The organism is Streptomyces sp. NPDC013317, assembly GCF_055563155.1.
In genome coordinates this window covers 464,562-491,444 of record NZ_JBVHDX010000004.1, presented here as the reverse complement: position 1 = coordinate 491,444, position 26,883 = coordinate 464,562, and the positions used below count along the sequence as shown (strand labels likewise).

The window sequence follows — 26,883 nt, the reverse complement described above, 5'->3', positions numbered from 1 at the left end:
CCTCTCCTGAAGCCGCTGTTTCTGCCACGATGCCGATTGGGCGGGGCATCGGAAGCGCGCCGCCGGATCGTTCACCTCTGATCAGTGGGAGAGTCACGGTGTACTTCGCCGCACTGCTCGCGCGCACCGAAGACGGGTGGGAAGCGAGCGACACAGAGCTCGACGACGTGGAGACCCTGTCGGATCTGATCGATCTGGCCCGCGAGGCCTCGATCGACGACGACACGGTGATCGTCTTCATCGAACAGGAGGACGCCTGGTTCGGCGTCCTGCGCATCGAGGGCGAGGACGACCCTCGCATCTACGTGTCGGACGGGGCGGCCGCCGCCCGCTCCTCGTACGGGGAGATCCTCACCAAGGAGATCCTCGGGGACGACCTGGACGACGACGACACGCTGGACGACCTGGACCTCGACGGTACGGAGGACGGCGAGCCCCTGGACCGCGACGACGACGAGGACGAGGCGGGTGCGTCCGTCGACGCGGTGCCCGCCGCACCGGTCGGCGACCGGCTGCTCCTCGCGGACCTCGGCATGTCCGAGAGCCAGCTGCAGGAGCTCGACAGCGACGCGCTCGCCGAGATCGCGGACGCGCTGGGCGCCGCGGAGGTTCTGGAGACCGTGCGCTAGTGACCGAAGCAGTACCCGATCCCGATCCTGTGCCCGTTCCCGACCCCGAGGCAGTACCCGATCCCGTACGGGATCCCTGGCGGGAGTCCATGCGGCTCGCCCTCGCCGAGGCCGAGAAGGCCGCGTCGGCCGGTGACGTGCCGGTCGGCGCGGTCGTGCTGTCCGCCGAGGGCACGGTCCTCGCCCTCGGGCACAACGAGCGCGAGGCGACCGGCGACCCGACCGCCCACGCCGAGGTCCTGGCCCTGCGCCGGGCCGCGGCGCGGACCGGGGAGTGGCGGCTGACCGGCTGCACGCTCGTCGTGACCCTGGAGCCCTGTGTCATGTGCGCCGGCGCGCTCGTGCAGTCCAGGGTCGACCGGCTGGTGTTCGGCGCGCCCGACGAGAAGGCGGGCGCGTCCGGTTCACTCTGGGATCTCGTACGCGACAGGCGGCTGAACCACCGTCCCGAGGTGATCCGGGGCGTCCTCGGCGAGGAGTGCTCAGCGCAGCTCACGGCCTTCTTCAGGACCCGCTGAACCCGCCTCCGACCTGCGAGGCGATACGGATTTCATCGCAGAGCCTCTTTGGGCTAAGCTCTCTCTCGGTAGCGTGTCCGAGCGGCCGAAGGAGCTCGCCTCGAAAGCGAGTGTGGCGCAAGTCACCGAGGGTTCAAATCCCTCCGCTACCGCTGGTAGATGAAGGGTCGGTCCCGAAAGGGACCGGCCCTTCATCTCGTTTCCGGCCATGACGCGTTGCCGTACAACCGCCTTCTTGGCGCTTCGACCCCCGTCTGTCTCGCCGTCACCCTCGGGGCCGCTGGACTCCGAAGGGGGGGCGGCGGCGCGACGCGCTACACGCTCTACGGCACGGTCGAGGGCAGGGCCGACCCGTCCGGGGACATGGTCGTCACGGTGAGCGAGATCTACGGGACCCGTGCGCTGGACATCGGCTGGCCGCCGTCGGAGAGCTCGCCGACGGCCCCGCCGGGGACCTCGTCGCCCGCGACAAGGAGGGCGTCCTCCGGCTCTATCTCGGCAAGGGCGACGGCACCTTCACGCAGCGCACGGTGATCGGCGGAGGCTGGCAGGGATACTCCCAGGTCATCGGTGCGGGCGACGTCGACCACGACGGCAGGGCCGACCTCTTCGCCACGCACCCGGGCTCGAGGACCGTCTACCTGTACTCGGGCACCGGCGACCGGCACAGGCCCTTCAAGGCCCGCGCGGCTTCGGACGTCCACCGGGGGAGCACGTACCACCACATGAGCTGACGGCTCTCCGCACGAAAGGCCCCGGTCGCGCCTGTGTGCGCGGCCGGGGCCTCATCGTCGGACGGGGGGAGCGGCATCGGGGGGACAAGCCGCTCCCCCCGATGCGAACCGGTCCTGCAAGTCAGCGCCGCTGTCAGGGGGGAAGCTCGCGGCGCGGACCCCGCAGTGAGGGCCGGTTCCTCGACCCCTGCGGACTCCTGCCAGATCCGCCGGGCTCGACATCCATACTGCTCTGCCGTCACCCTTCCGGGGGGCGGCAAAGGACCCCGATCACCGGGCCCTTGGTCCATAAAGGCCCGGTGAAGTGGCTGAGACGGCTCCGTTAGACTCACGCGTCCACGCAGGGGCAGCAGACAGGGGAGGGCGCGGCAGATGGCGCAAGCGAAGAAGGTCGCGCTCTACGCGCTCGTGGTCTTTGTGCTGTACACGATCATCAATTCCCCGGACAGGGCGGCCGATCTCGTCCAGGTAGGGTTCGAGGGCATATCGTCCGCCGCACAGGGCGTCGGCGAGTTCATGACCGAACTCGTCAACTAGAACCACCGACGAGGAGTCCTGCTGTGATCCGCCATCTGGTCCTGTTCAAGCTCAACGAGGGCATCACGAAGGACGACCCGCGTGCCGTCGCCGCCGCAGAGGCGTTCGACGGACTGGAGAAGGAGATCCCGGAGCTGGGCTTCTGGGAGTGCGGCTGGAACACCTCCGAGCGGCCGATCGCGTACGACTTCGCGATCAACTCGGCGGTCGAGGACACGGATGCGCTCCAGCGCTACCTGGACCACCCCGCCCACCAGGCCGGAGTCGCGCTCTGGCGCGAGATCGCCACGTGGGTGATCGCGGACTACGCGTTCTAGAGACGTTCGGTTCCGGAAGGCCCCCCGCCGTCGCGGCGGGGGGCCTTCCTGCTGTCCGCGTCCGCCCCGACGCCGTCAACACGTGGTTATGCGGTGCTTGCACACAGTGGACATGTCTTGTGATGCTATGACCGCTTTTGACGGATGAGTTGACCGTAGTTGACCAGCAAAAGGGGTGGCGTGAACGTGCCGGCCAGTACAGCGCCTCAGGTCCCGCCCCAGAACGAGGCCGGCGACCCGGACACCCCGCGCCCCCGCCCCCAGAGCAACCGGCCGCAGGGCGGCCGCCCCCCGAGCACCCGGGGAGCCGACACCCGCGCGCTCACCCAGGTGCTCTTCGGGCAGCTCAAGGGGCTTGAGCCGGGCAGCCCGGAACACGACCGCGTCCGCGGGGCGCTGATCGAGGCCAACCTCCCGCTCGTGCGGTACGCGGCGGCCCGGTTCCGCTCCCGCAACGAGCCGATGGAGGACGTCGTCCAGGTCGGAACCATCGGCCTGATCAACGCCATCGACCGTTTCGACCCGGACCGCGGCGTGCAGTTCCCGACGTTCGCCATGCCCACCGTCGTCGGCGAGATCAAGCGGTACTTCCGCGACAACGTCCGCACCGTGCACGTGCCGCGCCGCCTCCACGAGCTCTGGGTGCAGGTCAACGGCGCCACCGAGGACCTCACCACGGCCCACGGCCGCTCCCCGACCACCGCCGAGATCGCAGAGCGCCTGAAGATCGGCGAGGACGAGGTACTTGCCTGCATCGAGGCCGGGCGCTCGTACCACGCCACCTCCCTGGAGGCGGCCCAGGAGGGCGACGGACTGCCCGGACTGCTCGACCGGCTCGGTTACGAGGACCCCGCGCTCGCCGGGGTCGAACACCGGGATCTCGTACGGCATCTGCTCGTCCAGCTGCCCGAGCGCGAGCAACGGATCCTGATGCTCCGCTACTACAGCAATCTGACGCAGTCCCAGATCAGCCAGGAACTCGGCGTCTCGCAGATGCACGTGTCAAGGCTCCTCGCCCGGAGCTTCGCCCGATTGAGATCCGCAAACAGGATCGAGGCGTAACCGAAACGGGTATACCGGTTCGGAGCAGTTCCACGACGGCCCAAATGCCGTACACCCCTTGTTTCCTGCGGATATTCACCCCCGCCTTGTCGACAAGTCACTACAGCGTGTTGCCGACATGTGACATTCTGCTGGAACCGCGTTTGGCGCAGCCCCGCCTCCGGTATTCAGGTGGAGGCTGCGTTCCTCCGATGGTCGTGGCCGCCGCGACCGTCCGCGACCTCAAGGGGGTGGCATGTCCGCAGAACAGGGCAGCTCGAAGGTGCTCACGCTCACGCCCGCGCAGACGCCTGTACCGATGCCGGTCCAGCCGACGGCCGAGAGTGCCGAGCCCGCCGCGCCGATCGTCGTCACGCCGGAAGCCATCGACACCCGCACGCTCTCCCGCTCCCTCTTCCTGCGACTGCGCGCCCTGGACGACGCCGGCGCCGCCGCGGACAGCCCGGAGCGGACGTACGTGCGCGACACCCTCATCGAGCTCAACCTGCCGCTCGTGCGGTACGCGGCGGCCCGGTTCCGCTCCCGCAACGAGCCGATGGAGGACATCGTCCAGGTCGGGACGATCGGTCTGATCAAGGCCATCGACCGGTTCGACTGCGAACGGGGCGTGGAGTTCCCGACGTTCGCGATGCCGACGGTCGTCGGCGAGATCAAGCGCTTCTTCCGCGACACCTCGTGGTCGGTGCGCGTCCCCCGCCGGCTCCAGGAGCTGCGGCTCGCCCTGACGAAGGCCAGCGACGAGCTCGCCCAGAAGCTCGACCGCTCGCCCACCGTCCCCGAACTCGCGGCCGTACTGGGCGTGTCGGAGGAGGACGTCGTCGACGGCCTCGCGGTCGGCAACGCGTACACCGCCTCCTCGCTCGACTCCCCCTCCCCGGAGGACGACGGCGGCGAGGGCTCGCTCGCGGACCGGCTCGGGTACGAGGACACGGCGCTCGAAGGCGTCGAGTACCGCGAGTCGCTGAAGCCGCTGCTCGCCAAACTCCCGCCCCGGGAACGGCAGATCATCATGCTGCGCTTCTTCGCCAACATGACGCAGTCGCAGATCGGCGAGGAGGTCGGCATCTCACAGATGCACGTCTCGCGGCTCCTGACGAGGACGCTGGCGCAGCTTCGCCAGGGCCTGATCGCCGACTGAAGTTCGCCGTTCCGGTTCACAACTGACACGGCGTCAGCAACACTGACGCCATGCGGCGACAGAAGTCACTTCTGACGGTGGTCGCGCTCTGCCTCGGCGGAGCGCTGACCGCGTGCGGCGGAGGCGAGGGCGAGGGCTACGCGGCGGTCGGCGCGGGCTCCACCCCGAAGGACGCGGTGCGGCCATCGGGGGCGGTCACGCTGATCCCCCTGGACTCCCCTTCGGCGAGCGGTACGACGTCGAGCACGTCATCCCCCTCACCCCGCCCGCCGGGCACGACCCCAGGCCCGACACCGGCGCCGTCCACCGGCGGTACGGACGGGGACACGGGCACGGACGGAGATCCGGGCCCGGGTACGGGAGCGGCTCCCGGAACCTCGCGCCCCGGGACGACACCCGCCCGGCCGGGCACGACCCCGCCGCGCACCGCGACCGCCCCGCCCCCGAGCACGACGACCTCCCCGCCACCACCGGCGCCCCCTGCCGGCCCCGCCGCGCTCACCCTCTCCGCCCCGGTCCTCGCGGACGCCGACAGGCGCTGGTGCGAGCGCGTGACGGTCACCTTCCGCAACACGGGCGGCAGGGCGGCCACTTCGGGCACGGTCACCTTCGCCACCCACATCATCGGCGCCCTGGGCGTCGACTGGGCGACGATCGAATCCACCCAGCCGCTCCCCGCGCCGATCGCCGCGGGGGCGACCAGGACGCAGACGTACACGGTCTGCGTGGAGTCGTGGCGGGTCCCGCTCGGCATGCACGTCGACACCCGGAAGGTCACGGCGACATGGAAGTGACGGGGGGATCGTCAGGGACGTGATCCCCGGCACGGTGCCGGCGCAGCAGCACGTCGGCATCGGTCTCGGCGCTCCAGTCGAACCGCGCACGTGCCGCCGTCCGCCGCGCGGCGAGCTCGGCGCACTCCGCACAGCCCGGCACGGGCACGGGCGGCCGGCTCAGCCCGTACTCCGCCTCCGCACGCTCGTTCGCGGCCCGCACACCCGCGCTCATCCGCTCGGCGGCCGTGGCGGGCCGCAGCCGCTCCGGATCGGCCTGCCACTCCCGCCCGCCCCCGACGGGCCGCAGCATCGCGTACGGCCCCGCCTCGCCCCGGTACTCGCCGATCTTGCGGGCGGCGGGGTCGTAGACGAACCCTCCGCACTCCATCTGCCCTGCCATTCCACAGCTCCTCACCCGATCGGGCGACTACTCTCAGTGGCTACAGCGTTGCTCAATGGAGAGGGCGGCCACAACGCTCGACGCGTGCCAAGGGCCCACTGTCACAAGGGGGGACGGAGTGAGCCGACGTAACGCCACCGGGGGTAGGGCCGCGACGACGGCCGGAGTCTTCGGCGAGGTCCTACGGCACTACCGGGAGGCGTCGAGCCTCACCCAGGACGCCCTGGCCCGCCAGATCCCCTGCGACCGCTCGCACGTGGCGCGGGTGGAGGCGGGGACGCGGGTCCCGCAGGACACGCTCGCGAAGGCGTGCGACGAACTGCTGGAGACGGGTGGGGTGTTACTGAGGCTGTGGCGCCGGATCGACTGGTATCCGACCGTGGAACACCCGGACTGGTTCGAACGGCGGGCCCGGATGGACGCGGAAGCCCTGGCCGTCAGGGCGTACCAGACCCAGGTGATGCCGGGCCTGCTGCAGACTCCGGAGTACGCGACCGCCCTGTTCGCCCGGCGGCTCACCTCCGCCGAGGAGGTGGCCGAGCGCGTGCGAGCGAGGTTGAGCCGCCAGCGGCGCTTCCTCGCCGCGGACGGCCCGATGTATATCGCGGTTCTGGACGAGAGCTGTCTGCGCAACGTGGTGGGAGGCCCCCTCGTCATGCGCGACCAGTGCGCGCATCTGCTGGCCGTGGGCCAACTGGCCAACATCCGGATCCAGGTCGCGCCGTCGAGCCGACCCGAGATCGACCGCCCCGACGCCTCCATGTCGCTGATCCAGCTGCCCGGCGGGCACGAGTGGGTGTACTCGGAGTCGCTCGACAGAGGCCATCTCAGCGACGATCCGACCCTCTATGGGCGGCACGCCCGGACCTATGATGTGCTCAGGGCTGACTCGCTGTCGTCCCGCGAATCTGCCGCTCTGATCAGCGACTTGATGGAAGGGTACGGGCACCATGCAGATGCACGATCTGACTGCGGCGACCTGGGTGAAGAGCAGCTACAGCGGCGCGAACGGCGGCGATTGCCTCGAAGTCGCCCCCGGATTCCCCGGCCTCGTCCCCGTGCGTGACAGCAAGGTTCCCGAGGGGCCCGCTCTCGTGTTCGGCCGTACGGCGTGGGACTCCTTCGTGGGGGCCCTGTGAAGGTCCTCTCCATCGGGCTGCACCCCCGCTCTCTCGACTACAGCAGCCTGCCCGACGGCATCGACGAGGCGTCGCTCACCGCGCGCATCGCCGCCGGGAACGCCGCGCTGCGCGAGGCCGGGTTCGACGTGGTGACCTGTCTGGTGGACCCCTCCCCGGACAGCGCCGAGGAGGCTGTCCGGGAGCTGCTCGAGCGCGACGCGTTCGGGCTGGCGATGATCGGTGGCGGGGTGCGCATGATGCCCGAGCACACCCTGCTCTTCGAACGGCTCGTGAACGTCCTCACCGAGGCCGTGCCCGGGATCCGGCTCTGTTTCAACACCTCGCCGGAGACCACCGTCGACGCGCTGCGGCGCTGGATCGAGCCGTAGCGGTACGCCGCCGGGCTCAGGCGAGGAAGAGCGCGGCGACCGCCGGGGCCGCGTACATCACCGGCCAGACCACGTGCGCGTACGAGCGGGCGCGGATCACGGTGACGAGGGCCCCGGTGAAGTACAGGGCCACGCCGATGCCGGCCGCGAGGCCGATCGCCGGGATCCACAGGCCGACGACGAGGCCCACCGCGCCGGCCGCCTTCGCGAGGCCGAGCCGGGTCCACCAGGACCGGGGGACGCCGTACTCGGTCAGCGGCTGGGTCACCCACGGGGCCTTGACGAAGATCGAGAACGCCGAGAAGCCGACCATGAACGCGGCGACGGCGGTGACGACGATGTGGGTGGTGGACATCTCGGGCTCCTCGGTTCGGGGGGCGGGCGCTGCTCGCTCGTACACCCCACTGACGGAGCGCGCCGCCCCCGTGTGACCGGTGCGGGCGGAGAAATAGGGTCGCGTTCATGGATGCCAGTGCGGAGCACGCGATGATCGCGGTCCCGGCGGGGCCCGTGGCGCTCTCGGACCGTCGGACACAGCGCAGTTGGACGGTCCGGGTCGCCCCCTGTCTGATCGCGGCGTACCCGGTCACGCAGACCCTGTACGCGCGGGTCGCCGACGAGTGTCCCGGCGCCGTCCGCGGTGGGCAGCTGCCCGTCGAAGGGGTGTCCTGGTGGGACGCGGCCCGGTTCTGCAACGGCCTGTCCGAGCTGGAGGGGTTCACGCCCGCCTATCTGATCCCGTCGGACGACGGCGGGGACGACGTCACGTGGGACACCTCGGCCGACGGCTACCGGCTGCCGACCGAGGCGGAGTGGGAGCACGCCTGCCGGGCCGGGACGGCGGGACCCCGGTACGGGCCCCTCGACGAGGTCGCCTGGCACCGCGGCAACTCCGGGGAGCGGATCCACGAGGTGGGCGGCAGGCGGCCCAACGCGTGGGGGTTCCACGACATGCTGGGCAACGTCTGGGAGTGGTGCTGGGACGTCTACGACGCCGAGGTCTACGGCGGTTACCGCGTCCTGCGCGGCGGCGGATGGTTCGACGAGCACTGGAGCTGCCGGGCCTCGGTGAGGCGCCGCAGCCACCCCACGTTCCGCGTCGACGACGTCGGATTCCGCCTCGCCCGGTCCGTCGCGCGCTGACCGGAGCACGCCGGTGCGGGAGGCCCGGCCCGGTCCTCACCCAGGTGAGTGGATCACACCGTCCATGCAGCTCAGCGCGGCCGAGCCGTCGACCGGTGGGCGAAGGGCGGGGCCGGAGTCTGTGGACCGTCACGCAGGACGGCCCGATCCGGGAGGTCTCCCTCATGTCCACATTCACCGGTCTGCGCAGAGCCCTGGCGCGCGGAGGACTCGCGGCCGCCGCGAGTCTGGCGCTGGTGCTCGCCGTTCCCGGAGCGGCGCTGGCCGCCCCGGGAGATCTGGACCCCGGCTTCGGGGGCGACGGCACCGTCCTCACGGCCGCCGGGGGTGAGGAGTCCGGCAACGACGTGCTGGTGCAGGGCGACGGCAAGATCGTCGTCGTCGGTACCGACGCGCCCGACTCCGTCGGAAACTACGCGCTGGTCCGCCATCTCGCGGACGGCAGCCTGGACTCCACCTTCGGCGACGGCGGAAAGGTGTCCACCGACCGGGGCTTCATCGAGACCGCCGAGGCGGCCGCGGTGCAGGCCGACGGCAAGATCGTCGTGGTCGGGAGCGCGTCGACGGACTTCGAGACGTGCTGCAGTTTCGCGGTGGTCCGCTACACCGCGACAGGCAGCCTGGACACGACGTTCGGCGACGGCGGCGTCACGCTCCTCACCGCGTTCGGCCAGCCCGCGGGAGGGCAGGACGTGGCGGTGCGTCCGGACGGCAGGATCGTCGCCGCCGGCTATGCGGGCGGGCGGTTCGCGGTGGCCCGTCTCCTCGCGGACGGCACCCCTGACGCCTCCTTCGACGGCGACGGCGTGGTCGCCACGGACCCGGACCCGACGAGTCCGGAAGCCGGCGGGACGGGCCGGTCCCTCGCGTTGCAGTCCGACGGCAAGGTCGTCGTCGGCGGCGAGGTGGGTAGCACCCGCTTCGACTTCATGCTGATCCGGTACAACGCCGACGGCAGCCTGGACACCGGGTTCAGCGGCGACGGCATGGTGCGGACCGACTTCGGCGCGTACGAGGGAGCCGAGGAGGTCGTCGTCCAGGCCGACGGCAGGGTCGTCGCCATCGGCAACACCGACGCGGACGCGGCAGTGGCACGGTATCTCGCCGACGGGAGCCCGGACACGAGCTTCAGCGGTGACGGCAGGGTGACCACCACCGGCGGAGCGGCCAGGGACGGGGTCGTGCAGGCCGACGGCCGGATCCTCGTCGCGGGCAGGGGTGGCACCACCGGTGACGACTTCGGGCTGATCCGCTACAACCCCGACGGCGCGCTCGACCCCGGTTTCGGGACCGGCGGCCGGGTGACCACCTCGTTCGACGGCTCCGACATCGCCAACGCGGTGGCGCTGCAGTCCGACGGCAAGATCGTCGCGGCGGGCACCGGGGGGCCGGACAGCGACTTCGCGGTCGCCCGGTACGAAGGAGGCGGAGGTGCGCCGACGCCGCCGAGCGTGGACGTCTCGGTGACGAAGACCGGGCCCGGCACGATCAGCATCGGCGACCAGGCCACGTACACGATCCGGGTGACCAACAACAGCACCACGGCGACGGCCACGGCGGCATCGGTCTCCGACACGCTCACCGGCGGTTCCGGGACCCTGCTGTCGGCCACGCCCAGCCAGGGCGGCCCCTGCACCGTCAACCCCACCACGATGACCTGCCCGCTGGGCAACCTCGCCCCGGGCGCGTCGGCCACCGTCACCGTGGTCGCCGAACCCCGCGCCACCGGCACCCTGACCGACTGGGTGGCGACCGCGGCCCTCGAGACCGACCCGGCGCCGGGGAACAACAACGCCAACGCCGCCACCACGGTCGACAACGCCCGCGGCTGCACGATCATCGGCACGAGCGGCTACGAGACGCTGAACGGCACCTTCGGCAACGACGTCATCTGCGCCCTGAGCGGCAGCGACACCGTCAACGGCGGAGGCGGCAACGACACCGTGTACGCCGGACCCGGCAACGACCTGGTCAACGGCGGCAACGGAACCGACCGGCTCATCGGCCAGAGCGGCAACGATCGCCTCAACGGCGACGCCGGAAACGACAACCTCGACACCCGCGACGCCGTCACCGGCAACGACGCCGCCTACGGCGGAACCGGCTTCGACACCTGCTCCACCGACACCGGCGACTTCCGCAACAGCTGTCCGTAACGGGAGGGCCCGGACGGAACCGGCACCGCTGCCCCGGGGCAGCGGTGCCGGTTCGCGTCTCCGCCGTACGGGGTCCGGGCTCAGCCCAGGGCCAGCCAGGCCACCGCGGCCACGACGACGATCGCCGCGATCACGCCGACGATGAGGCCCACGCGGGGGCCGGAGGACTGGGGGGCCGGCGCCGCCTGGCGGCCGCCGCCGCCCTGCGGGGCGCCCTCGTCGACGAAGGCGCGGAACATCTGGGTGCTGCCGGCGGGGTCGTAGTTGCCCTCGGGGCCGGGGCCCTGACCGTACGGAGCTTGGGGGTTGTGTGCCATGAGCCAGGACCCTAGCGAACCCCGGCTTCCGGCCCCAAGCCCCGGCGCGGGCCGAGCACCGGTCCGGCACCGGTCCGGCACGGGACTTCACGGGCTGCACGTGACTGGCACCGATCCCCCGCAGGCCTCCTCCCGGCCTCCTCCCGGCCTCCGCTCCCCCTTTGCCGATTCTTTAGCGCCGTTTGACCGATTTAGTTTGCCTGAAGCAACCATCCATCTCTATGGTTGCCCTAAGCAACAAGATGCATCGGGTCATGGGGTCACAGTGGACAAGCCGAACCGGTACGAGAACCTCGCCCGGCAGGTCAGCGCCATCGGCGCGGTCAAGCGCGGGATGGCCCGCTCACTGCCCGCCGACTGCCCCAGCGGATCAGCCATCGTCCTCGCCCTGCTCAAACACGACGGGGACATGAGGATGAGCCGGATCTCGGAGCGGATGGCCGTCGACATGTCGGTCAGCAGTCGCCACGTCTCCCACGCCGTCGACCGCGGCTGGGTCGAGCGGCTTCCGGACCCGGCCGACAGGCGCTCCCGCATCCTGCACCTCACCGACGAGGGCAGGGAGAAGCTCGACGAGCTGGACCGCCGGCTGACCGCGATGCTCACCCGCAACCTCGCGGACTGGTCCGACGACGACGTCGAACTCCTCACCCACCTGCTCGCCCGCCTCCGCGACTCCTTCGGGGACTGCCGGGCCCACCACGCGTAACAGCAAAGGACGTTCATGGCCACGACCACACCCGCCCCGCCAACGCAGGCGGGCGGCCACGCCGCTGCCGGTGCGCCCATGTCGCACCGGCAGATCATGGAGGCGCTCTCCGGGCTGCTGCTCGGCATGTTCGTCGCCATCCTGTCGTCGACGATCGTCTCCAACGCCCTCCCGCAGATCATCACGGACCTGGGCGGCGGCCAGTCCGCCTACACCTGGGTCGTCACGGCCGCACTTCTGTCGATGACCGCGACCACCCCGCTCTGGGGCAAGCTCGCGGACCTCTTCTCCAAGAAGCTGCTCGTCCAGATAGCCCTGGTCATCTACGTCGCCGGCTCGGTCGTCGCCGGTCTCTCCCAGAACACCGGCATGCTCATCGCCTGCCGCGTCGTCCAGGGCATCGGCGTCGGCGGTCTGACCGCCCTCTCCCAGATCATCCTGGCCGCCATGATCGCCCCGCGTGAGCGCGGCCGGTACAGCGGCTACCTCGGTGCCACCTTCGCCGTCGCCACCGTCGGCGGCCCGCTGCTCGGCGGCGTCATCACCGACACCGACTGGCTCGGCTGGCGCTGGTGCTTCTACGTCGGCGTGCCCTTCGCGCTGATCGCGCTCCTCGTCCTGCAGAAGACGCTGAAGCTCCCCGTCGTGAAGCGCAAGGTCAAGGTCGACTGGGCCGGCGCCTTCGTCATCAGCGCCGCCGTCTCCCTCCTCCTGATCTGGGTGACCTTCGCGGGCGACAAGTACGACTGGATGTCCTGGCAGACGGCCGCGATGGTCGGCGGCTCCGTGGTCCTCGGCGCGCTCTTCGTCCTCGTCGAGTCCCGGGCGAGCGAGCCGATCATCCCGCTGCGCCTCTTCCGCAACCGCACCATCACCCTCGCCTCGGTCGCCTCGCTCTTCGTGGGCGTCGCGATGTTCGCCGGCACGGTCTTCTTCAGCCAGTACTTCCAGCTGGCCCGCAACGAGTCGCCGACGATGTCCGGCGTCCTCACGATCCCGATGATCGCCGGTCTGTTCGTCTCCTCGACCGTCTCCGGCATGGTCATCACCAAGACCGGCCGCTGGAAGGCCTGGCTGGTCAGCGGCGGCGCCCTGACCACCGGCGGACTCGGCCTGCTCGGCACGATCCGCTACGACACGGAGTACTGGCACATCGCCCTCTTCATGGGCGTCATGGGTCTCGGCCTCGGCATGATGATGCAGAACCTGGTGCTCTGCACGCAGAACCAGGTGGCCCCGGCCGACCTCGGCTCCGCCTCCTCCGTCGTCACCTTCTTCCGCTCGCTCGGCGGCGCGATCGGCGTCTCGGCGCTCGGCGCGATCCTGGCCCACCGGGTCACGAACTACGTCCAGGACGGCATGGCCGCGCTCGGCCCGAAGGCCGCGGGCATGAGCGGCGGCGGCACGGGCGGCGGCATCCCCGACATGGACAAGCTGCCGGCCCCGATCCGTACCGTCATGGAGGACGCGTACGGCCACGGCGTGGGCGACGTCTTCCTCTACTCGGCCCCCTTCGCCCTGCTCGCCTTCCTGGTGACGCTGTTCATCAAGGAGGTCGCCCTGAAGAGCGGTTCGGCCCCCAAGGCCGACGACGCCCCGGTCACCACCGAGGAGCCGGCGGCCGACACGGTCGTCGCCGTCTCCACCGGCCTGACCGTCGGCGGCACCGTCCGCACCGCCGAGGGCACCGACCTCGCCGGCGCGACGCTCACGCTGATCTCGCTCGGCGGACAGCAGCTCGGCCGCGCGGTCGTCGACGGCGAGGGCCGGTACGCCCTCGACGCGCCGTCGGCCGGCTCGTACGTCCTCATCGCCTCCGCCGACGGCTTCCAGCCGCAGGCCTCCACGGTCGTCGTCCACGACGGACCGCTCGGCCACGACGTGCTCCTGACCGGCACCAGCGGGCTCACCGGCGCGGTGACCTCCGCCGAGGGCGGCGCGCCCGTGGACGGGGCGATGGTCGTGATCACGGACGTACGGGGCGAGGTGCTGGCCACCGGCAAGTCCGGCGCGGACGGCGGCTTCGTCTTCGGCGAGCTGGTGCCGGGCGCGGTCACGGTCGCGGTCACCGCCGCCGGGTACCGCCCGCAGGCGCTGCCCGTCGAGATCGGCGGCCAGGGCACGACCCGGCTCGACGTGGCCCTCGTGGCCGGAGCGGTCGTCCACGGCACGGTCCGCGCGGGGCTGGACCACCGGCCGCTGGCCGACGCGCGGGTGACCCTGGTCGACGCCGCCGGGAACGTGAAGGCCTCGGCGACCACGGACGCCGAGGGCGCGTACGCCTTCGCTGACCTGGACACCGGCGAGTACACGCTCATCGCGACCGGCTACCCGCCGGTCGCGGGACGGCTGACCGTGACCGGCGCCGGGGTCGACGGCCACGACATCGAACTCGCCCACCCGGGCGAGTGACCGACTCCCGGCCGCGCTCCGAGCGGAGGCGCGACCGGGTCCGGGGCGGCAGGAGTCATGGGGACGGCCTGCCGCCCCGCTGTTCTTCGTACTGAGGGTTGAGGATTCGGATGGGACTGCACGCACAGGTACGGACCCGCGACGGATGGCCGGTCGAGCACGCGGTGGTGACCGTGACCGACGCTTCGGGCGCGCAGGTCCTGCGGGCGGCGGCGGACGGGGACGGCATCGCGCGGGCGGAGGGCTCGCTGGCGCCGGGGGCGTACACGGTGGTCGTGACCGCGCTCGGCTACGCGCCGGACGCGCGTACGGCGCTGGTCGGCGGGACGGGCCGGGCCGACGTGGGGACGGTCGTCCTCGCCCGCACGGGCGGTACCGAACTGCCGCCGCCGGGCACCTGGACCGTGGACGCGGCGCACTCCTCGGTCGGCGCGGTGGCCCAGCACCTGGGCATCTCCAGCGTGCACGGCCGCTTCACCGAGTTCACCGCCCGGATCGAGATCGCGCCCGACCTCCCGGCCTCGCGCGTGGAGGCCGTCGTCGCGGCCGGGTCCATCGACACCGGCAACGGCCTGCGGGACAAGCACCTGCGGTCCGAGGACTTCCTCGACGTGGACCGCTTCCCTGAACTCACCTACCGCTCCACGGCCCTGCGGGCCGCGGGCCCCGACCGGTGGACCGTGGACGGCGAGCTGACGCTGCGGGGCGTCACGCGGGAGGTCCCACTGGACCTCACCTACCTGGGGACGGGCGCGGACCCGTGGGGCGGGATGCGGGCGGCGTTCCGCGCCGAGACCGAACTGCGGCGCGAGGACTTCGCGATGACCTACAACCAGGTGGTCGCGGCGGGCATCGCGGCGATCGGCGCGACGCTCCGGGTGACCCTGGACATCCAGGCGGTACGGGAGGGCTGAGCACCGCCTCCGAGGTGCGGGCGGGGGGGGGGGGGGCCCGGCGCCCCCCCCCCCCCCCCCCCCCGGGGCCCCCCCCCCCCCGGGGGGGGGGCCCCCCCGGGGGGGCCCCCGCGGCCCGCCCGGCGCCCCCCGGGGGAGGGGGGGGGGCCCCCGGCCCCGGGGGGGGGGGGGGGGGGCCCGCCCCCCCCGGGGGGGGGGGGGGGGGGGGGGGCCCCCCCCGCCCCCCCCCCCCCGCCCGTACCCGTGGCGACACCCGCGGCTAGGGCGTGCCGCCCTCGCGGGCGACCATGACCTCGATGCCGGCGACCAGGATGTCGAGGGCGTACGCGAAGTCCCGTTCCCAGATGTCGCTGACGCTGCCGTGCGAGGCGCGTTCGTCGAGGATCTCCGCGATCGGTTCGAGCACCTCCGTGAACTGCGGATCGTCCCGGAAGGCCTTGATCGACTCGCCGTAGAAGTCGTCCTGGGACATGCCCGCCTCGGACGCCCGGCGCTCGAACTGCGACTCGATCGTCCCGTAGCCGTACACGAACTGGAAGACCGCCGACATCGCGCTCGGCTGCCGCTGCATCGGCAGACCGGTGTCCCCGATCGCCTCCTGGATCTTGGCGCCCACGGCGATCGCGTACGGGCCGATGTTCAGGTACCGGCCCGCGCTCGGCGACATCCACGGGTGGCGCACCAGCATCCGCCGGTAGTCCAGGGCGAGGACGCGGACCCGGTCCTGCCACCCCCCGGCGGCGTCGACCGCGGCGAGGTCGATCTCGCCGTAGACCGAGTCGACGGCGTACTCGATGATGTCGTCCTTGGTGTCCACGTACCAGTAGAGCGACATCGCCGTGACGCCGAGCTCGGTCGCGAGCTTGCGCATCGAGAGACCGGCCAGACCGTCCTGGTCCAGCATCCGGATCGAGGTCGCCACGATCCGTTCGCGGTCGAGGCCGGCCGGCCCGCCTCCGCTGCGCGGGGCCCGCTGTTCGAGCCACACGCTGGAACCCGCCGGGTTCTTGGCCCGATCGGCGGCCTTGACCATCGCGTTCCTCCGTGCGCTCACCTGTCAGCGGTCCTTCACCATGCTATGCAGCAGCGCCCTTCTTCTCGGACCGCTCCGCCCTGCGCAGCAGCGCCGCCGCGACCAGACCGCCCGCGAAGACGGCGACCGCGCCGACCAGCTGGCTGGTCTGGAGGCCGGAGGCGAAGGCGTCGGAGATCTCCGCCCGTTCGGCCTCGCTTCCGGCCGCCGCGAGGGCCGCGGGCAGCGAGGTCGCGGTGACGGCGACCAGGGCGGCGAACCGGGCGTTGAGCACGGCGCCGAGGACGGCGACGCCGAGGCCGTTTCCGAACTCGGCGAGCGTGCCGTTGATTCCGGCGCCCACGCCCGCCTTCTCCGGCGGGATCGCGCTCATGATCGCGTTGGCCATGGCGGGGGACGAGACGGCGATGCCCGCACCCATCAGGACCAGGCCGAGGAGCATGCCCCCGTAGCTGCCGTCCGTGCCGCCGCCGAGCACGGCGATCGAGGTCAGACCGCCGGCGACCAGCGTCATGCCGATGAGGACGGCCACCGGGGTGCCGATCCTCATCACGAGCTTCGGGCCCAGACCGGTCAGGTTGAGACCCACGATCGTCAGCGCGAGCGGCGCCATCCGCAGACCGGCCTCCAGCGGCTCGTACCCGAGGACGAACTGCAGGTGCTGGGTGAGGAGGAAGAGCGAACCGCCCATGCCGAAGACGACGAGCAGCGAACCGCCGATGGCGCCGATGAACTTCTGGTTGCGGAAGAAGTGCATGTCGAGCATCGGGTACGGGGTGTGCAGCTCCCACAGCGCGAAGGCGCCCAGGACGGCGGCACCGACGGCGGCCGGGACCAGCACCTCGGCGGAGGTCCAGCCGTGCTCGGGCCCGGTGATGATCGCGTAGACGACGGCGGTCATGCCGATCGTGGAGAGCAGCGCGCCGAGCAGGTCGGGGCGCTCGCCCTGCGGGTTCTTCGACTCCGGTACGAGCTTCACGACGGCGACCAGGCCGATCAGCGCCACCGGGATGTTGATGAGGAAGATCATTCCCCACCAGAAGTGGTTCAGGATGGCTCCGCCGATCAGCGGGCCGCCGGCGAAGCCGAGCGAGCTGACGGTGGACCAGAGCGCGATGGCCTTGACCCGCTCCGAGTCGTCGAAGATCTGCATGACGACGGCGAGCGTGGTGGTCATGAGCAGCGCGCCTCCGACACCCATGCCGGCCCGGGCCGCGATGAGCTGTCCGGTGGAGCCGGCGAGTCCGGCGGCGAGCGAGCCGAGACCGAAGAGCGCGAGGCCGACGGCGAGGAGCTTCTTGCGGCCGTAGCGGTCGGCGGCGTTGCCCGCGGTGAGCAGCAGACCGGACTGGACGAGCGAGTACGCGTTGATCATCCACTGGATGTCGGTGGTGGACGCGTGGAGTTCGGAGGTCAGCGAGGGGATCGCGACGCTCAGGACGGTGTTGTCGAGCAGCACGGTGAGCTGGGCGAGACAGATGACGCCGAGGATCAGCCAGCGCTGCGGGTGCCCACCGGTGGTGGTGGGCGAGGAGGCGGCGGTCGTCGCCGTCATGGTTCCCCCTTGTACGGTGTACGGGACTGGGTCTCGTACACCGTACAAGGGTCTCCCTTACGCTGTATAGCGATTACTTCTGGCGGGTCAGGTCGTAGAAGGTGGAGCCGTCGACGGTGACCTGTTCGAAGGTGTCCGTGACCCAGGCGGAGATCTCCGAGCCGCTGCCCGCTCCGCCGCCCGGCACGCCGCCCATGCCGCCTCCGCCTCCGCCGACGAAGTAGTGGATCTTGCCCTGGGCGACGTACTGCTTGAACTGCGCCAGCGTCGGGGACGGATCGCTGCCGTTGAAGCCGCCGATCGCCATCACCGGCTCTCCGGTGGCGAGCTGGTAACTGGCCGCGTTCTGGGCGCCGATGGCCGCCGCGACCCAGGTGTAGCCGTCGGCGCCGTCGAGGAGCGCCGCCTTGGCCTCGGCACCGACGGTCGCGCCGTTGAGCAGGCCGCCCATCCCGCCGCCACCGCCCATGCCGCCGCGCTCCATGCCCTGGGGCGGGGTGCCGCCGGGCATCTGGCCGGTGGGGGGCCGGCCCTGGCCGGGTGTCTGGCCGGTGGGAGCCTGTCCCTGGCCGCCGGGGCCGACGGGCAGCTGGCCGTCCTGGCCGCCAGGGCCCCTGCCGCCCTGACCCTGGCCCGGCCACTGGCCCTGGCCCTGGCCGTCCGGCATCCGCATGCCGCCGCCCGGCCGGCCGCCCATCGCGCCGCCCGCCGGGCCCGCCGTCACGATCGAGCCCTGGTGGCCCGTGCCCAGCGTCTCCAGCGTGTACGCGAACGGACCCGCGAGCCCCGCCGCCAGACCGAGCCCCACGATCCCGAGCCCGATCCGCCGGTCGAGCCGGCCCGCGAGCAGCAGCCCGAGCGCGGCGGCCGAGCCGGCGGTCAGGACCGTCCAGCGCAGCCACGGCAGCCAGTCGGGCGTCCGGCCCAGCAGCACGTACGCCCAGACCGCCGTCGCCGCGACCGTCACCGCGAGCGCCGCCGAGGCGGGGAACCGGCCGCGCTCCTCCCAGAGGACCCCCGCGCCCATACCCACGAGCGCCGCGACGTACGGGGCCAGGGCCACCGTGTAGTACTCGTGGAAGATGCCGGCCATGAAGCTGAACACGGCCAGCGTGATCAGCAGCGAACCGCCCCAGACCAGGAACGCGGCACGGGCCGTGTCCGTACGGGACGCTCGCCAGGTGACCACCAGACCGGCCACGAGCAGGATCAGCGCGGCGGGCAGCAGCCAGGAGATCTGGCCGCCGACGGCGTCGCCGAACATCCGCCCGATGCCGGTCTCGCCCCAGCCCCCGCCCCGGCCACCGCCACCCCCGCCGCCACCGACGCTGCCGGTCTCGTTGCCGTTGATCCGGCCGAGGCCGTTGTAGCCGAAGGTGAGCTCGAGGAAGCTGTTGTTCTGCGACCCGCCGATGTACGGGCGCGAGGACGTCGGCCAGAGCTCGACCAGGGCCACCCACCAGCCGGCCGAGACCACCATCGCGAGTCCGCCGAGCGCCAGTTGCCCCAACCGGCGACCGAACCCGGCCGGCGCGCACACCGCGTACACGAGCGCCAGCGGCGGCAGGATCAGGAACGCCTGGAGCGTCTTGGCGAGGAACGCGACGCCGAACGCGACCCCGGCCCACACCAGCCACCTCGCGCCGGCGCTCGCACCCTCCAGCGCCCGCAGCACGCAGTACACGGCGACCGTCATCAGCAGCGCGAGCAACGCGTCCGGGTTGTTGAAGCGGAACATCAGCGCCGCGACCGGCGTGAGCGCGAGCACCGCACCCGCGATCAGCCCGGCGCCCGCGCCGAAGCGGCGCCGTACCGCCGCGTAGAGCACCCCGACGGTCGCCACCCCCATCAGCACCTCGGGGAGCAGGATCTGCCACGACCCGAGCCCGAAGAGGCGCACGGACAGCGCCATCGGCCAGAGGGCGGCCGGCGGCTTGTCGACGGTGATGGCGTTGGCGGCGTCGAGCGAGCCGAAGAAGAAGGCCTTCCAGCTCTCGCTGCCGGCCTGGACGGCGGCGGAGTAGAAGGAGTTGGCGTAGCCGGAGGCGCTCAGGTTCCAGGCGTAGAGCGCGGTGGTGACGGCGAGGAGGGCGAGGAAGGCGGGACGCACCCACGGAGAGTCCTCGGCCCGCCCGCGCCACACGCGGGCGAGACGGCCGCCGGGAGGCGGCGACGCGGCGTTCGCGGCCGGTGGGAGAGCAGGGTCGTGAGGAGTCGTGCCCGTGGTCGTGGTCGTGCCCTTGGTCGTGCCCGTGGTCGTGCTCGCGTTCGTGTTCGTGTTCGTGTTCGTGTTCGCGGTCATCGTGTGTCCCTGGAGAGCGAGGTGTCCGGGAAGACCCAGAGCCGGAAGAGGAGGAACCGCACGACGGTCGCGGCGAGGTTGGCCACGATCAGGACCGCGAGTTCGGTGGAGTGGTCGGCCCGGCCCGTCGCCGCGCCCAGCGCCGCGAGCGAGCCGCTGGTCAGGGCGAGACCGATGCCGAAGACGACGAGCCCCTGCGCCTGGTGGCGTACGGCACGGTCCCGGCCGCGCACGCCGAAGGTGAGGCGCCGGTTGGCCGCCGTGTTGGCCACGGCGGAGACCAGGAGGGCGGCGGCGTTGGCCGGCTGGGAGCCCATGCCGAGCCGGAAGGCCGAGTACAGCGCCACGTAGAAGAGGGTGGAGAGCGCGCCCACCACGCAGAAGCCGAGGAGCTGCCGGGCCAGCCCGCCGGGCACGCCCGCCAGCCGCCGGTCGCGCGGATCGTCCCCGAAGGGGCGGGCGAGCCGGTCGAGCGGGAGCGAGCCGGTGGCGAGCGCCCGGCCCACGCGCCAGACGCCCTTCAGGTCATCGGTCGCGGTCCGCACGATGTGGACGGTGGAGTCCGGATCGTCGACCCAGTCGACGGGCACCTCGTGGATGCGCAGGCCCGCGCGCTCGGCGAGGACCAGCATCTCGGTGTCGAAGAACCAGCCGGTGTCCTCGACCATCGGCAGCAGCCGCTCGGCGACGTCACCGCGTATGGCCTTGAACCCGCACTGCGCGTCGGAGAACCGGGCGGCGAGCGAACCGCGCAGGATCAGGTTGTACGCCCGCGAGATGAACTCCCGCTTCGGCCCGCGCACGACCCGCGAGGAGCGGGAGAGCCGCGAGCCGATCGCGAGGTCGGAGTGGCCCGAGATGAGCGGCGCGACGAGCGGAAGGAGAGCGTTGAGGTCGGTGGAGAGGTCCACGTCCATGTAGGCGAGGACGGGCGCGTCCGAGTGCGACCAGACGGTGCGCAGCGCCCGGCCCCGGCCCTTCTGCTCCAGCCGTACCGAACGCACCTCGGGCAGCTTCGCCGCCAGAGCGGCCGCCACCTCGGGGGTCCGGTCGGTGGAGGCGTTGTCGGCGACCGTGACGCGGAAGCCGTACGGGAAGGTGCGGGAGAGGTGGTCGTGGAGCCGCAGTACGCACGGCTCCAGGTCCTTCTCCTCGTTGTAGACGGGGATCACCACATCGAGGACGGGCCTCCCGGCCGTCCCCACGGGCAGGTGGTCCCGGGCGGGGAGCGTGCCCGCGATCGTTTGGGTTCGCATGGCACAGACCCTCGCCAGGGTGGCTGTCACGGCTGTGTGATCAGCCTGTGCCCCGCCTGTGAGTCGTGCCGGTTCTCCACCGGGAGGGCCACCGTGAAGACGGTCTCTCCCGGCCGGCTCCGGACGGTCACCTCACCGCCGTGCGCGACCGTCACGGCCCGCACGATGGCCAGCCCGAGCCCGGTGCTGCTGCCGCCGGCACGGCGGGTGCGGGAGGCGTCCCCGCGGGCGAAGCGCTCGAAGACGACGGGCAGCAGCTCGACCGGGATGCCGGGGCCGTCGTCCACGATCTCGACGAGGGCGCGGAGAGGGCCGGGAGCTCCTTGGGCCCGGACGCCCTCCGTCCGTACGCGTGCGGTGACGCGCGTGCCCGGCGGGGTGTGGGTGCGGGCGTTGGCGAGCAGGTTGACCAGCACCTGATGGAGGCGCGCGGAGTCCGCCCGGACCGACACTGCGGAGTCGGGGAGTTCGAGCCGCCAGTGGTGCGCGGGGCCCGCCGCGCGGGCGTCCGAGAGCGCGTCCACCACGAGCGGTGAGAGATCGGTGCTCTCGTACGAGAGCGGGCGTCCGGCGTCCAGCCGGGCGAGCAGCAGCAGGTCCTCGACGAGGCCCGTCATCCGGGTCGCCTCGGACTCGATCCGTCCGAGCGCGTGCCGGGTGTCGGGCCCGCACTCCTCCCCGCCCCGCCGCGTCAGCTCCGCGTACCCCCGGATCGAGGCCAGCGGCGTCCGCAGCTCGTGGCTGGCGTCCGCGACGAACTGCCGTACCCGCGTCTCGCTCTGCTGACGGGAGTGGAGCGCGGAGTGGACGTGGTCGAGCATCCGGTTGATGGCCGCGCCGACCTGTCCCACCTCGGTGCGCGGATCGGCCTCGGGGACCCGGTGGTGGAGGGCCGGTTCGCCGCTGTGCAGCGGCAGTTCGGAGACCTGGGTGGCGGTGGCGGCGACCCGGCGCAGCGGGCGGAGGGCGATCCCGACGAGCGCCGAGCCCGCCAGCGAGGCGGCGACGAGGCCGGCGCCGGTGACGCTCACCTCGACGAGGACCAGGGTGGAGAGGGTGTCCTGGACGTCGGAGAGCGGGATCCCGACGAGATAGTCCCCTCGGCTCCCGGAGGCGTACTCGACCCGGTAGTCGCCCATGCCCGGCAGCTCGACGGTGTGCGGGGCGCCGTCGCGCGGGGCGGCGGCGAGGGCGGCTCGCCGGGCCGCGTCCAGATCCCGCGCACGGTACTTCGGACCGTACGTCCCCTGCTCCTCCTCCTCGGAGACGGCGGCGTCCCGCAGCTCGCCGTCCACGACCGAGGCGCCGACCGTGCCGAGCGGCGCTCCGGGACCGGTGAGGAATCCGAGCGCCTCGAAGCCTCCTCCGGGGACGGGCCCCGGCATCTCCTGCGGCGGCCCGGCGGCCCGGTTGGCGACACCCTGGAGCTGCCCGTCGGCCTGGTCGTAGAGGTAGGACCGGAACGCGATCGTCGTCACCGCCCCGATCACCGTGGCCACGACCGCGATGAGCGTGACGGCGGAGACGACGAGCCGCGTCCGCAACGACCACGAGCGGGGGCCTCGCAGCCGGCTACGGGAGGAACGGCGGCCGGCCGGCTCGGGGCCGGGGCCGCTCGGCTCGGGGCGGGGGCCGGCCGGCTCGGGGCCGGGGCCGCTCGGCTCGGGGCGGGGGCCTCGCATGGGTCGGTCTACTCCCCCGGCTTGATGAGATAGCCCGCCCCGCGCCGGGTGTGGATCATGGGGGGCCGCCCGACGTCGATCTTCCGGCGCAGGTAGGAGATGTACAGCTCGACGACGTTCGCCTGGCCGCCGAAGTCGTACGACCACACCCGGTCCAGGATCTGCGCCTTGCTGAGCACCCGGCGCGGATTGCGCATGAGGTAGCGCAGCAGCTCGAACTCGGTCGCGGTGAGATGGATCGACTCGCCGCCGCGCGTGACCTCGTGGCTGTCCTCGTCCAGGGTCAGGTCCCCGACGACGAGCAGCGACTCGCTCCGCGCCTGCGCCGCGCCCGACCGCCGGATCAGCCCGCGCAGCCGCGCCACGACCTCCTCCAGGCTGAACGGCTTGGTGACGTAGTCGTCACCGCCCGCCGTGAGCCCGGCGATCCGGTCCTCCACCGCGTCCTTGGCGGTCAGGAACAGCACCGGCACCTCCGGCTGCTCGCGGCGCAGCCGGCCGAGCACGGACAGCCCGTCCATGTCGGGCAGCATCACGTCGAGGATCACCGCGTCCGGCCGGAACTCCCGTGCCGCGCGCAGCGCCCCGGCCCCGTCTCCGGCGCTGTGCACCTGCCAGCCCTCGTACCGCAGGGCCATCGAGAGCAGTTCGGCGAGCGAGGCCTCGTCGTCCACGACGAGGACGCGGACGGCGGAGCCGTCGGGCCGGAGCATGTCGGTGCGCCCGCGGGGCTTCGTGGCAGTCATGACGCCACGCTGGCCCGGGGTACTGAGAGCTCCCTTTCCCTTACCTGTGAATTCCCTGAGAAACCTCGGGGAAGAGCGCGGCCCCGTTCTCGTACAGGACGCGGCGCAGCCAGTCTTCCCCGAGGCCGAGCCGTTCGAGGGCGTCGAGCTGGTGGACGTACGGGTAGGGGATGTTCGGGAAGTCGGAGCCCAGGAGGATCCGGTCCCCGAGCGCGCGCAGCCGGGGGAGCTCGGCGGCGGGGAACGGCGCGAGGCGTTCGCTGAAATCGGTGAACGCCATGGTGGTGTCCAGATGGACGCCTTCGTACCGCTCGGCGAGGCCGAGGAAGTCGGCGTACTCGGGCATGCCCATGTGGGCGACGATCAGCCGCAGCCGGGGATGGCGGGCGAGCACCCGCCCGACCGGCGCGGGACCGGTGAACTTGCCGGGGGTCGGCCCGGAACCGCAGTGGACGACGACGGGCGTGCCTGCCTCGGCGAGGAGGCCCCAACTGTCTTCGAGGTGCGGATCGTTCGGATCGAACCCGCCGACCTGGAGGTGCACCTTGAAGACCCGGGCTCCGGAGTCGAGGGCGTGCCGGACATAGCCGGTGGCTCCCGGCTCCGGGAAGAGCGTGGCGGTGTGCAGACAGTCGGGCGTACGGGCGGCGAAGCCGGCGGCCCAGCTGTTGAGCCACTCGGCCATGCCGGCCTTGTGCGGATAGAGCATCGAGGTGAAGGCGAGGACCCCGAACTCACGGAGGAGGGCGACCCGCCGGTCCTCCTCCTCGCGGTAGGTGATGGGCCACTCCACACCGGTCAGCGGGCCGACGGCGTCGAAGTAGGCCCACACCTTGTCGAGGACGTTCTGGGGCATGAAGTGGGTGTGGACGTCGACGAGCCCGGGGATCCCGAGCCGCCGGGCGAGCCGCCGCGTCGGGTCAGCCGCGCTCAAAACCGTAACTCCGCTCGACCTTGCCGATGTGGACGCTGTAACTCTCGTACCACTGTTCCCGGCCGCGACGCTTCGCGGCCTGGTGCTCGGCATTGTCCCGCCAGGCGTCGAGGGACGCGAGGTCGCGGAAGTACGCGACGGTGATGCCGAGGCCGCCCGGGGTGCGGGCGGCCTCGTAACCGAGGAAGCCGGGAAGCCCGCTGACGATCTCCTCCATACGGGCGCCGGTCTCGGCGTAGCCCTCGGGGTCGTCGGGACGGATCGAGGTGAAGACAGCGGTGTAGTAGGGCGGTTCGAGGCCCGCCACCAGGTTCGGGGTCATGTGGATCACCCTCCGCCGGGCCGGGCGGGTGTGTCCATAAGGGCCGCCGAAGGGGATCCAAGTCTTTACGCAAGGGGCGCTACGGGGGCTACGGGGGCAACGGGGGCGAGGCGGCGCTGCGGGAGCCACGAGGCGTTCGCCGGGCTACAGAGGGAACAACTCGTCCTGGACGTCGGTGTCGGCCTTCCTCACGGGCACGGTGACGGGGTGCCCCGGGTCCGCGGAGACGAGCCCCCATCCGCGGACGACGCGGGTGTCGACGGCGAGGCAGCGCCCCGCCGAGTCGCGAAGGTGCAGGTCGGGCCCGGCGGCGGCGAGGAGGCGCCCGGCGACGACACCGCCGTCGACGAGTTCGGTCACGGTCCCGGAGAGCGGGGGCAGGCCGTCGAGCCCGAAGGCCCCCGCGTGGTCGTACGCCTCGAACTCCACCCGCTCCAGAGTCTCGGCCCAGCCGGCGAGCCCGGTGGCCCGCCCGTACAGCTCCTCGATCTCACGCCGGCGCGCCTCGGGTCCGGGCAGACCGTGCCGTACGGCGCGCTTACGGGCGTACGGGATCCGGTCCGGCACCTTCAGGGAGTGCCGCAGCAGCTCCTCGGTCCGGCGGGCGGCCATGAGCGGCCCGCGCCCGAGCCAGCCGAAGGCGACGGCCCCCTGTTCCAGGAGCCGGGCGTCACCGCGCTCCTCGGCCGTGATCCCGACCTTGGTCATCCCGGGCCCGAACCAGGCGAGATACACGCGGTACGTCCGGGGGTCGTCGGCGATCGTGTCGGCGGCGACCGAGTGGACCCGGTCGAGCCGCGCGCACTCGGGGCACTGCCCGCCGGTGGCGCGGGCGGGCACGGTCGCGTCGAGCGGGCAGGCGTTCCCGCGGGCGCCCGGACAGAGCCGCGGCCCGACGGCCCGGAAGGCGACCTCCTGCCCGTACGCGAGCACGGACACCCGCCCACCGTCCCAGCGCAGCCCGGGCACACCGCCGCTCCACCGCATCCCGACACACCGCCACGTCACGGAACCAGTCTGCTCCGGGCCACTGACAACCGCGGCGGCGACGAGGACGGCACCGAGCGCGGAGTCGTCGGCGGCTCCGGTGATCTCCTGGCCCCGGGCCTGCTCGGGGGCGAGGAACCCGGGGGTGCCGCCGACCACGCCGTCGGTGGTGAGGCGGGTTTCCTCCAGCGCGCGGGCGATGCCGAAGTCGAGGACGCGCGGACCGTGGTCGGCGGAAGCGCTCCCGGAACCGCGGGTCGTCGGCGTACTCGGCCCGGACCACCTTGATCGCGACGGGCCTGCCGGACGGCGACCGCGCGAGATAGACGGACCCAGACGGACCCCATGCCACCGCTGCCCAGGAGCCGTACGACGACGTGGTCGCCGATGCGTTCTCCGATCACCGGAACCAGGCGCGGGTCTCGGGCTGGTTCGGCCGGACGACGGCAAGGATGGCCGGCACGAGCCAGACCACCCCGAGGATGGGCATCAGGCCGTAGAACAGGTAGGCGAAGGGGAGGGCGGTCCACCCGTAGACGGCGGCCGAAATCCGCACGTTGGGGTGACGGGTGGGGAACTTCAGGGCGGTACCGATGCCCCAGGCGGCAACGGCGAAGACGAGCACGCCGGCGAAGACGACGATCCCGCCGCGGTCCTGGAGGAGGGTCTCCTCCTCACCCCAGATGGAGTTGGCGATGGCGACGCTGTTGGTCAACAGTGCGACACCGAGGACGGCCTGCATGCCGCCGAGCACCATCAGCAGCACCCGGAGGCTCTTCACGGCCTGCGGCATC

At 72.2% G+C, this 26,883-nt stretch carries 28 protein-coding genes, 1 tRNA gene and 1 pseudogene; 17 read left to right on the top strand and 13 right to left on the bottom strand.

Annotated elements, in window-relative coordinates:
• Positions 1-98: 98 nt before the first annotated feature.
• From ACZ3IJ_RS14985 to ACZ3IJ_RS14945, 9 genes are all read left to right on the top strand, one after another.
• Positions 99-629 (top strand): tRNA adenosine deaminase-associated protein, encoded by a 531-nt coding sequence (locus tag ACZ3IJ_RS14985; RefSeq protein ID WP_467468195.1) that lies wholly within the window; start codon positions 99-101, stop codon positions 627-629.
• The gene (gene tadA, locus ACZ3IJ_RS14980) at positions 629-1,147 is read left to right on the top strand and encodes a tRNA adenosine(34) deaminase TadA (protein WP_467468193.1); all 519 of its coding nucleotides are present in this window, start codon (positions 629-631) and stop codon (positions 1,145-1,147) included. Before ACZ3IJ_RS14985 ends, tadA begins: the two co-directional genes overlap by 1 nt.
• 67 nt (positions 1,148-1,214) lie before the next feature.
• Positions 1,215-1,299: transfer RNA gene (locus ACZ3IJ_RS14975), tRNA-Ser, on the top strand.
• Between the two features lie 102 nt (positions 1,300-1,401).
• Entirely contained in the window at positions 1,402-1,881 is a 480-nt protein-coding gene (locus tag ACZ3IJ_RS14970) for an FG-GAP repeat domain-containing protein (RefSeq protein ID WP_467468424.1), read from the top strand.
• A gap of 372 nt (positions 1,882-2,253) precedes the next feature.
• Positions 2,254-2,418, top strand: a complete 165-nt coding sequence (locus ACZ3IJ_RS14965) for a hypothetical protein (RefSeq protein ID WP_175439350.1) — start codon at positions 2,254-2,256, stop codon at positions 2,416-2,418.
• A gap of 23 nt (positions 2,419-2,441) precedes the next feature.
• A complete protein-coding gene (locus ACZ3IJ_RS14960; protein WP_467468191.1) occupies positions 2,442-2,735 on the top strand; it encodes a Dabb family protein in 294 nt (97 codons plus the stop codon).
• 186 nt (positions 2,736-2,921) lie between these two features.
• Complete coding sequence (locus tag ACZ3IJ_RS14955) at positions 2,922-3,797, top strand: RNA polymerase sigma factor SigF (protein WP_467468189.1); 876 nt, start codon at positions 2,922-2,924, stop codon at positions 3,795-3,797.
• 235 nt (positions 3,798-4,032) lie between these two features.
• Positions 4,033-4,935 (top strand): RNA polymerase sigma factor SigF, encoded by a 903-nt coding sequence (locus ACZ3IJ_RS14950; RefSeq protein ID WP_391799951.1) that lies wholly within the window; start codon positions 4,033-4,035, stop codon positions 4,933-4,935.
• A 50-nt stretch (positions 4,936-4,985) separates the two neighbouring features.
• Positions 4,986-5,729 carry a hypothetical protein gene (locus ACZ3IJ_RS14945; protein WP_467468187.1) on the top strand — a complete coding sequence of 248 codons (744 nt, stop codon included), beginning with the start codon at positions 4,986-4,988 and terminating at the stop codon, positions 5,727-5,729.
• Here the strand turns inward: ACZ3IJ_RS14945 and ACZ3IJ_RS14940 are convergent.
• A complete protein-coding gene (locus ACZ3IJ_RS14940) occupies positions 5,710-6,111 on the bottom strand; it encodes a hypothetical protein (RefSeq protein ID WP_467468185.1) in 402 nt (133 codons plus the stop codon). The two genes, ACZ3IJ_RS14945 and ACZ3IJ_RS14940, sit on opposite strands and share 20 nt — an antisense overlap.
• A 118-nt stretch (positions 6,112-6,229) precedes the next feature.
• Here ACZ3IJ_RS14940 and ACZ3IJ_RS14935 point away from each other — a divergent pair, with 118 nt between their 5' ends.
• The 3 genes and pseudogenes from ACZ3IJ_RS14935 (at position 6,230) to ACZ3IJ_RS14925 (ending at position 7,621) form a co-directional block, all read left to right on the top strand.
• Positions 6,230-7,177 carry a helix-turn-helix domain-containing protein gene (locus ACZ3IJ_RS14935; RefSeq protein WP_467468183.1) on the top strand — a complete coding sequence of 316 codons (948 nt, stop codon included), beginning with the start codon at positions 6,230-6,232 and terminating at the stop codon, positions 7,175-7,177.
• Positions 7,146-7,250: pseudogene (locus ACZ3IJ_RS14930) on the top strand (DUF397 domain-containing protein); the annotation flags it as partial. The gene ACZ3IJ_RS14935 and the pseudogene ACZ3IJ_RS14930, both read left to right, overlap by 32 nt.
• Positions 7,247-7,621: a hypothetical protein gene (locus ACZ3IJ_RS14925; RefSeq protein ID WP_467468182.1), complete on the top strand. Its 375-nt coding sequence runs from the start codon at positions 7,247-7,249 to the stop codon at positions 7,619-7,621. The pseudogene ACZ3IJ_RS14930 and the gene ACZ3IJ_RS14925, both read left to right, overlap by 4 nt.
• Before the next feature lie 16 nt (positions 7,622-7,637).
• Here the strand turns inward: ACZ3IJ_RS14925 and ACZ3IJ_RS14920 are convergent, their stop codons facing one another.
• Positions 7,638-7,976 carry a DoxX family protein gene (locus tag ACZ3IJ_RS14920; protein ID WP_467468181.1) on the bottom strand — a complete coding sequence of 113 codons (339 nt, stop codon included), beginning with the start codon at positions 7,974-7,976 and terminating at the stop codon, positions 7,638-7,640.
• A 107-nt stretch (positions 7,977-8,083) separates the two neighbouring features.
• Between ACZ3IJ_RS14920 and ACZ3IJ_RS14915 the strand changes: the two genes are divergently transcribed.
• The gene (locus tag ACZ3IJ_RS14915; protein ID WP_467468179.1) at positions 8,084-8,764 is read left to right on the top strand and encodes a formylglycine-generating enzyme family protein; all 681 of its coding nucleotides are present in this window, start codon (positions 8,084-8,086) and stop codon (positions 8,762-8,764) included.
• 164 nt (positions 8,765-8,928) lie between these two features.
• Positions 8,929-10,920: a calcium-binding protein gene (locus ACZ3IJ_RS14910; protein ID WP_467468177.1), complete on the top strand. Its 1,992-nt coding sequence runs from the start codon at positions 8,929-8,931 to the stop codon at positions 10,918-10,920.
• Between the two features lie 80 nt (positions 10,921-11,000).
• Here the strand turns inward: ACZ3IJ_RS14910 and ACZ3IJ_RS14905 are convergent, their stop codons facing one another.
• Positions 11,001-11,237, bottom strand: a complete 237-nt coding sequence (locus ACZ3IJ_RS14905; RefSeq protein WP_352188640.1) for a hypothetical protein — start codon at positions 11,235-11,237, stop codon at positions 11,001-11,003.
• A 265-nt stretch (positions 11,238-11,502) separates the two neighbouring features.
• On the opposite strand from ACZ3IJ_RS14905, the gene ACZ3IJ_RS14900 reads away from it, so the two are divergent.
• The 3 genes from ACZ3IJ_RS14900 to ACZ3IJ_RS14890 all read left to right on the top strand — a co-directional run bounded on the left by ACZ3IJ_RS14900 (position 11,503) and on the right by ACZ3IJ_RS14890 (position 15,272).
• Positions 11,503-11,946 carry a MarR family winged helix-turn-helix transcriptional regulator gene (locus ACZ3IJ_RS14900; RefSeq protein WP_361643977.1) on the top strand — a complete coding sequence of 148 codons (444 nt, stop codon included), beginning with the start codon at positions 11,503-11,505 and terminating at the stop codon, positions 11,944-11,946.
• Between the two features lie 78 nt (positions 11,947-12,024).
• Entirely contained in the window at positions 12,025-14,358 is a 2,334-nt protein-coding gene (locus ACZ3IJ_RS14895) for an MFS transporter (RefSeq protein ID WP_467468422.1), read from the top strand.
• A 110-nt stretch (positions 14,359-14,468) separates the two neighbouring features.
• Complete coding sequence (locus tag ACZ3IJ_RS14890) at positions 14,469-15,272, top strand: YceI family protein (RefSeq protein WP_467468174.1); 804 nt, start codon at positions 14,469-14,471, stop codon at positions 15,270-15,272.
• A gap of 259 nt (positions 15,273-15,531) precedes the next feature.
• On the opposite strand, the gene ACZ3IJ_RS14885 is transcribed toward ACZ3IJ_RS14890, so the two are convergent.
• From ACZ3IJ_RS14885 to ACZ3IJ_RS14840, 10 genes are all read right to left on the bottom strand, one after another.
• Positions 15,532-16,305 (bottom strand): TetR/AcrR family transcriptional regulator C-terminal domain-containing protein, encoded by a 774-nt coding sequence (locus ACZ3IJ_RS14885; protein ID WP_467468420.1) that lies wholly within the window; start codon positions 16,303-16,305, stop codon positions 15,532-15,534.
• A 43-nt stretch (positions 16,306-16,348) separates the two neighbouring features.
• Positions 16,349-17,860: an MFS transporter gene (locus tag ACZ3IJ_RS14880; RefSeq protein WP_467468172.1), complete on the bottom strand. Its 1,512-nt coding sequence runs from the start codon at positions 17,858-17,860 to the stop codon at positions 16,349-16,351.
• A gap of 73 nt (positions 17,861-17,933) precedes the next feature.
• Complete coding sequence (locus tag ACZ3IJ_RS14875; RefSeq protein ID WP_467468170.1) at positions 17,934-20,162, bottom strand: ArnT family glycosyltransferase; 2,229 nt, start codon at positions 20,160-20,162, stop codon at positions 17,934-17,936.
• Complete coding sequence (locus ACZ3IJ_RS14870) at positions 20,159-21,418, bottom strand: bifunctional glycosyltransferase family 2/GtrA family protein (RefSeq protein ID WP_467468168.1); 1,260 nt, start codon at positions 21,416-21,418, stop codon at positions 20,159-20,161. Before ACZ3IJ_RS14870 ends, ACZ3IJ_RS14875 begins: the two co-directional genes overlap by 4 nt.
• Before the next feature lie 26 nt (positions 21,419-21,444).
• On the bottom strand, positions 21,445-23,100 hold the full coding sequence (locus ACZ3IJ_RS14865; protein ID WP_467468166.1) for a sensor histidine kinase: 1,656 nt from the start codon (positions 23,098-23,100) through the stop codon (positions 21,445-21,447).
• 8 nt (positions 23,101-23,108) lie between these two features.
• Entirely contained in the window at positions 23,109-23,846 is a 738-nt protein-coding gene (locus ACZ3IJ_RS14860; protein WP_467468164.1) for a response regulator transcription factor, read from the bottom strand.
• Between the two features lie 40 nt (positions 23,847-23,886).
• Entirely contained in the window at positions 23,887-24,780 is an 894-nt protein-coding gene (locus tag ACZ3IJ_RS14855) for an amidohydrolase family protein (protein ID WP_467468162.1), read from the bottom strand.
• The gene (locus tag ACZ3IJ_RS14850) at positions 24,767-25,102 is read right to left on the bottom strand and encodes an antibiotic biosynthesis monooxygenase family protein (RefSeq protein WP_467468160.1); all 336 of its coding nucleotides are present in this window, start codon (positions 25,100-25,102) and stop codon (positions 24,767-24,769) included. Before ACZ3IJ_RS14850 ends, ACZ3IJ_RS14855 begins: the two co-directional genes overlap by 14 nt.
• A 144-nt stretch (positions 25,103-25,246) precedes the next feature.
• Positions 25,247-26,089, bottom strand: a complete 843-nt coding sequence (locus ACZ3IJ_RS14845) for a DUF2797 domain-containing protein (protein ID WP_467468418.1) — start codon at positions 26,087-26,089, stop codon at positions 25,247-25,249.
• A gap of 400 nt (positions 26,090-26,489) precedes the next feature.
• The gene (locus ACZ3IJ_RS14840; protein ID WP_467468158.1) at positions 26,490-26,870 is read right to left on the bottom strand and encodes a hypothetical protein; all 381 of its coding nucleotides are present in this window, start codon (positions 26,868-26,870) and stop codon (positions 26,490-26,492) included.
• Positions 26,871-26,883 lie beyond the last annotated feature (13 nt).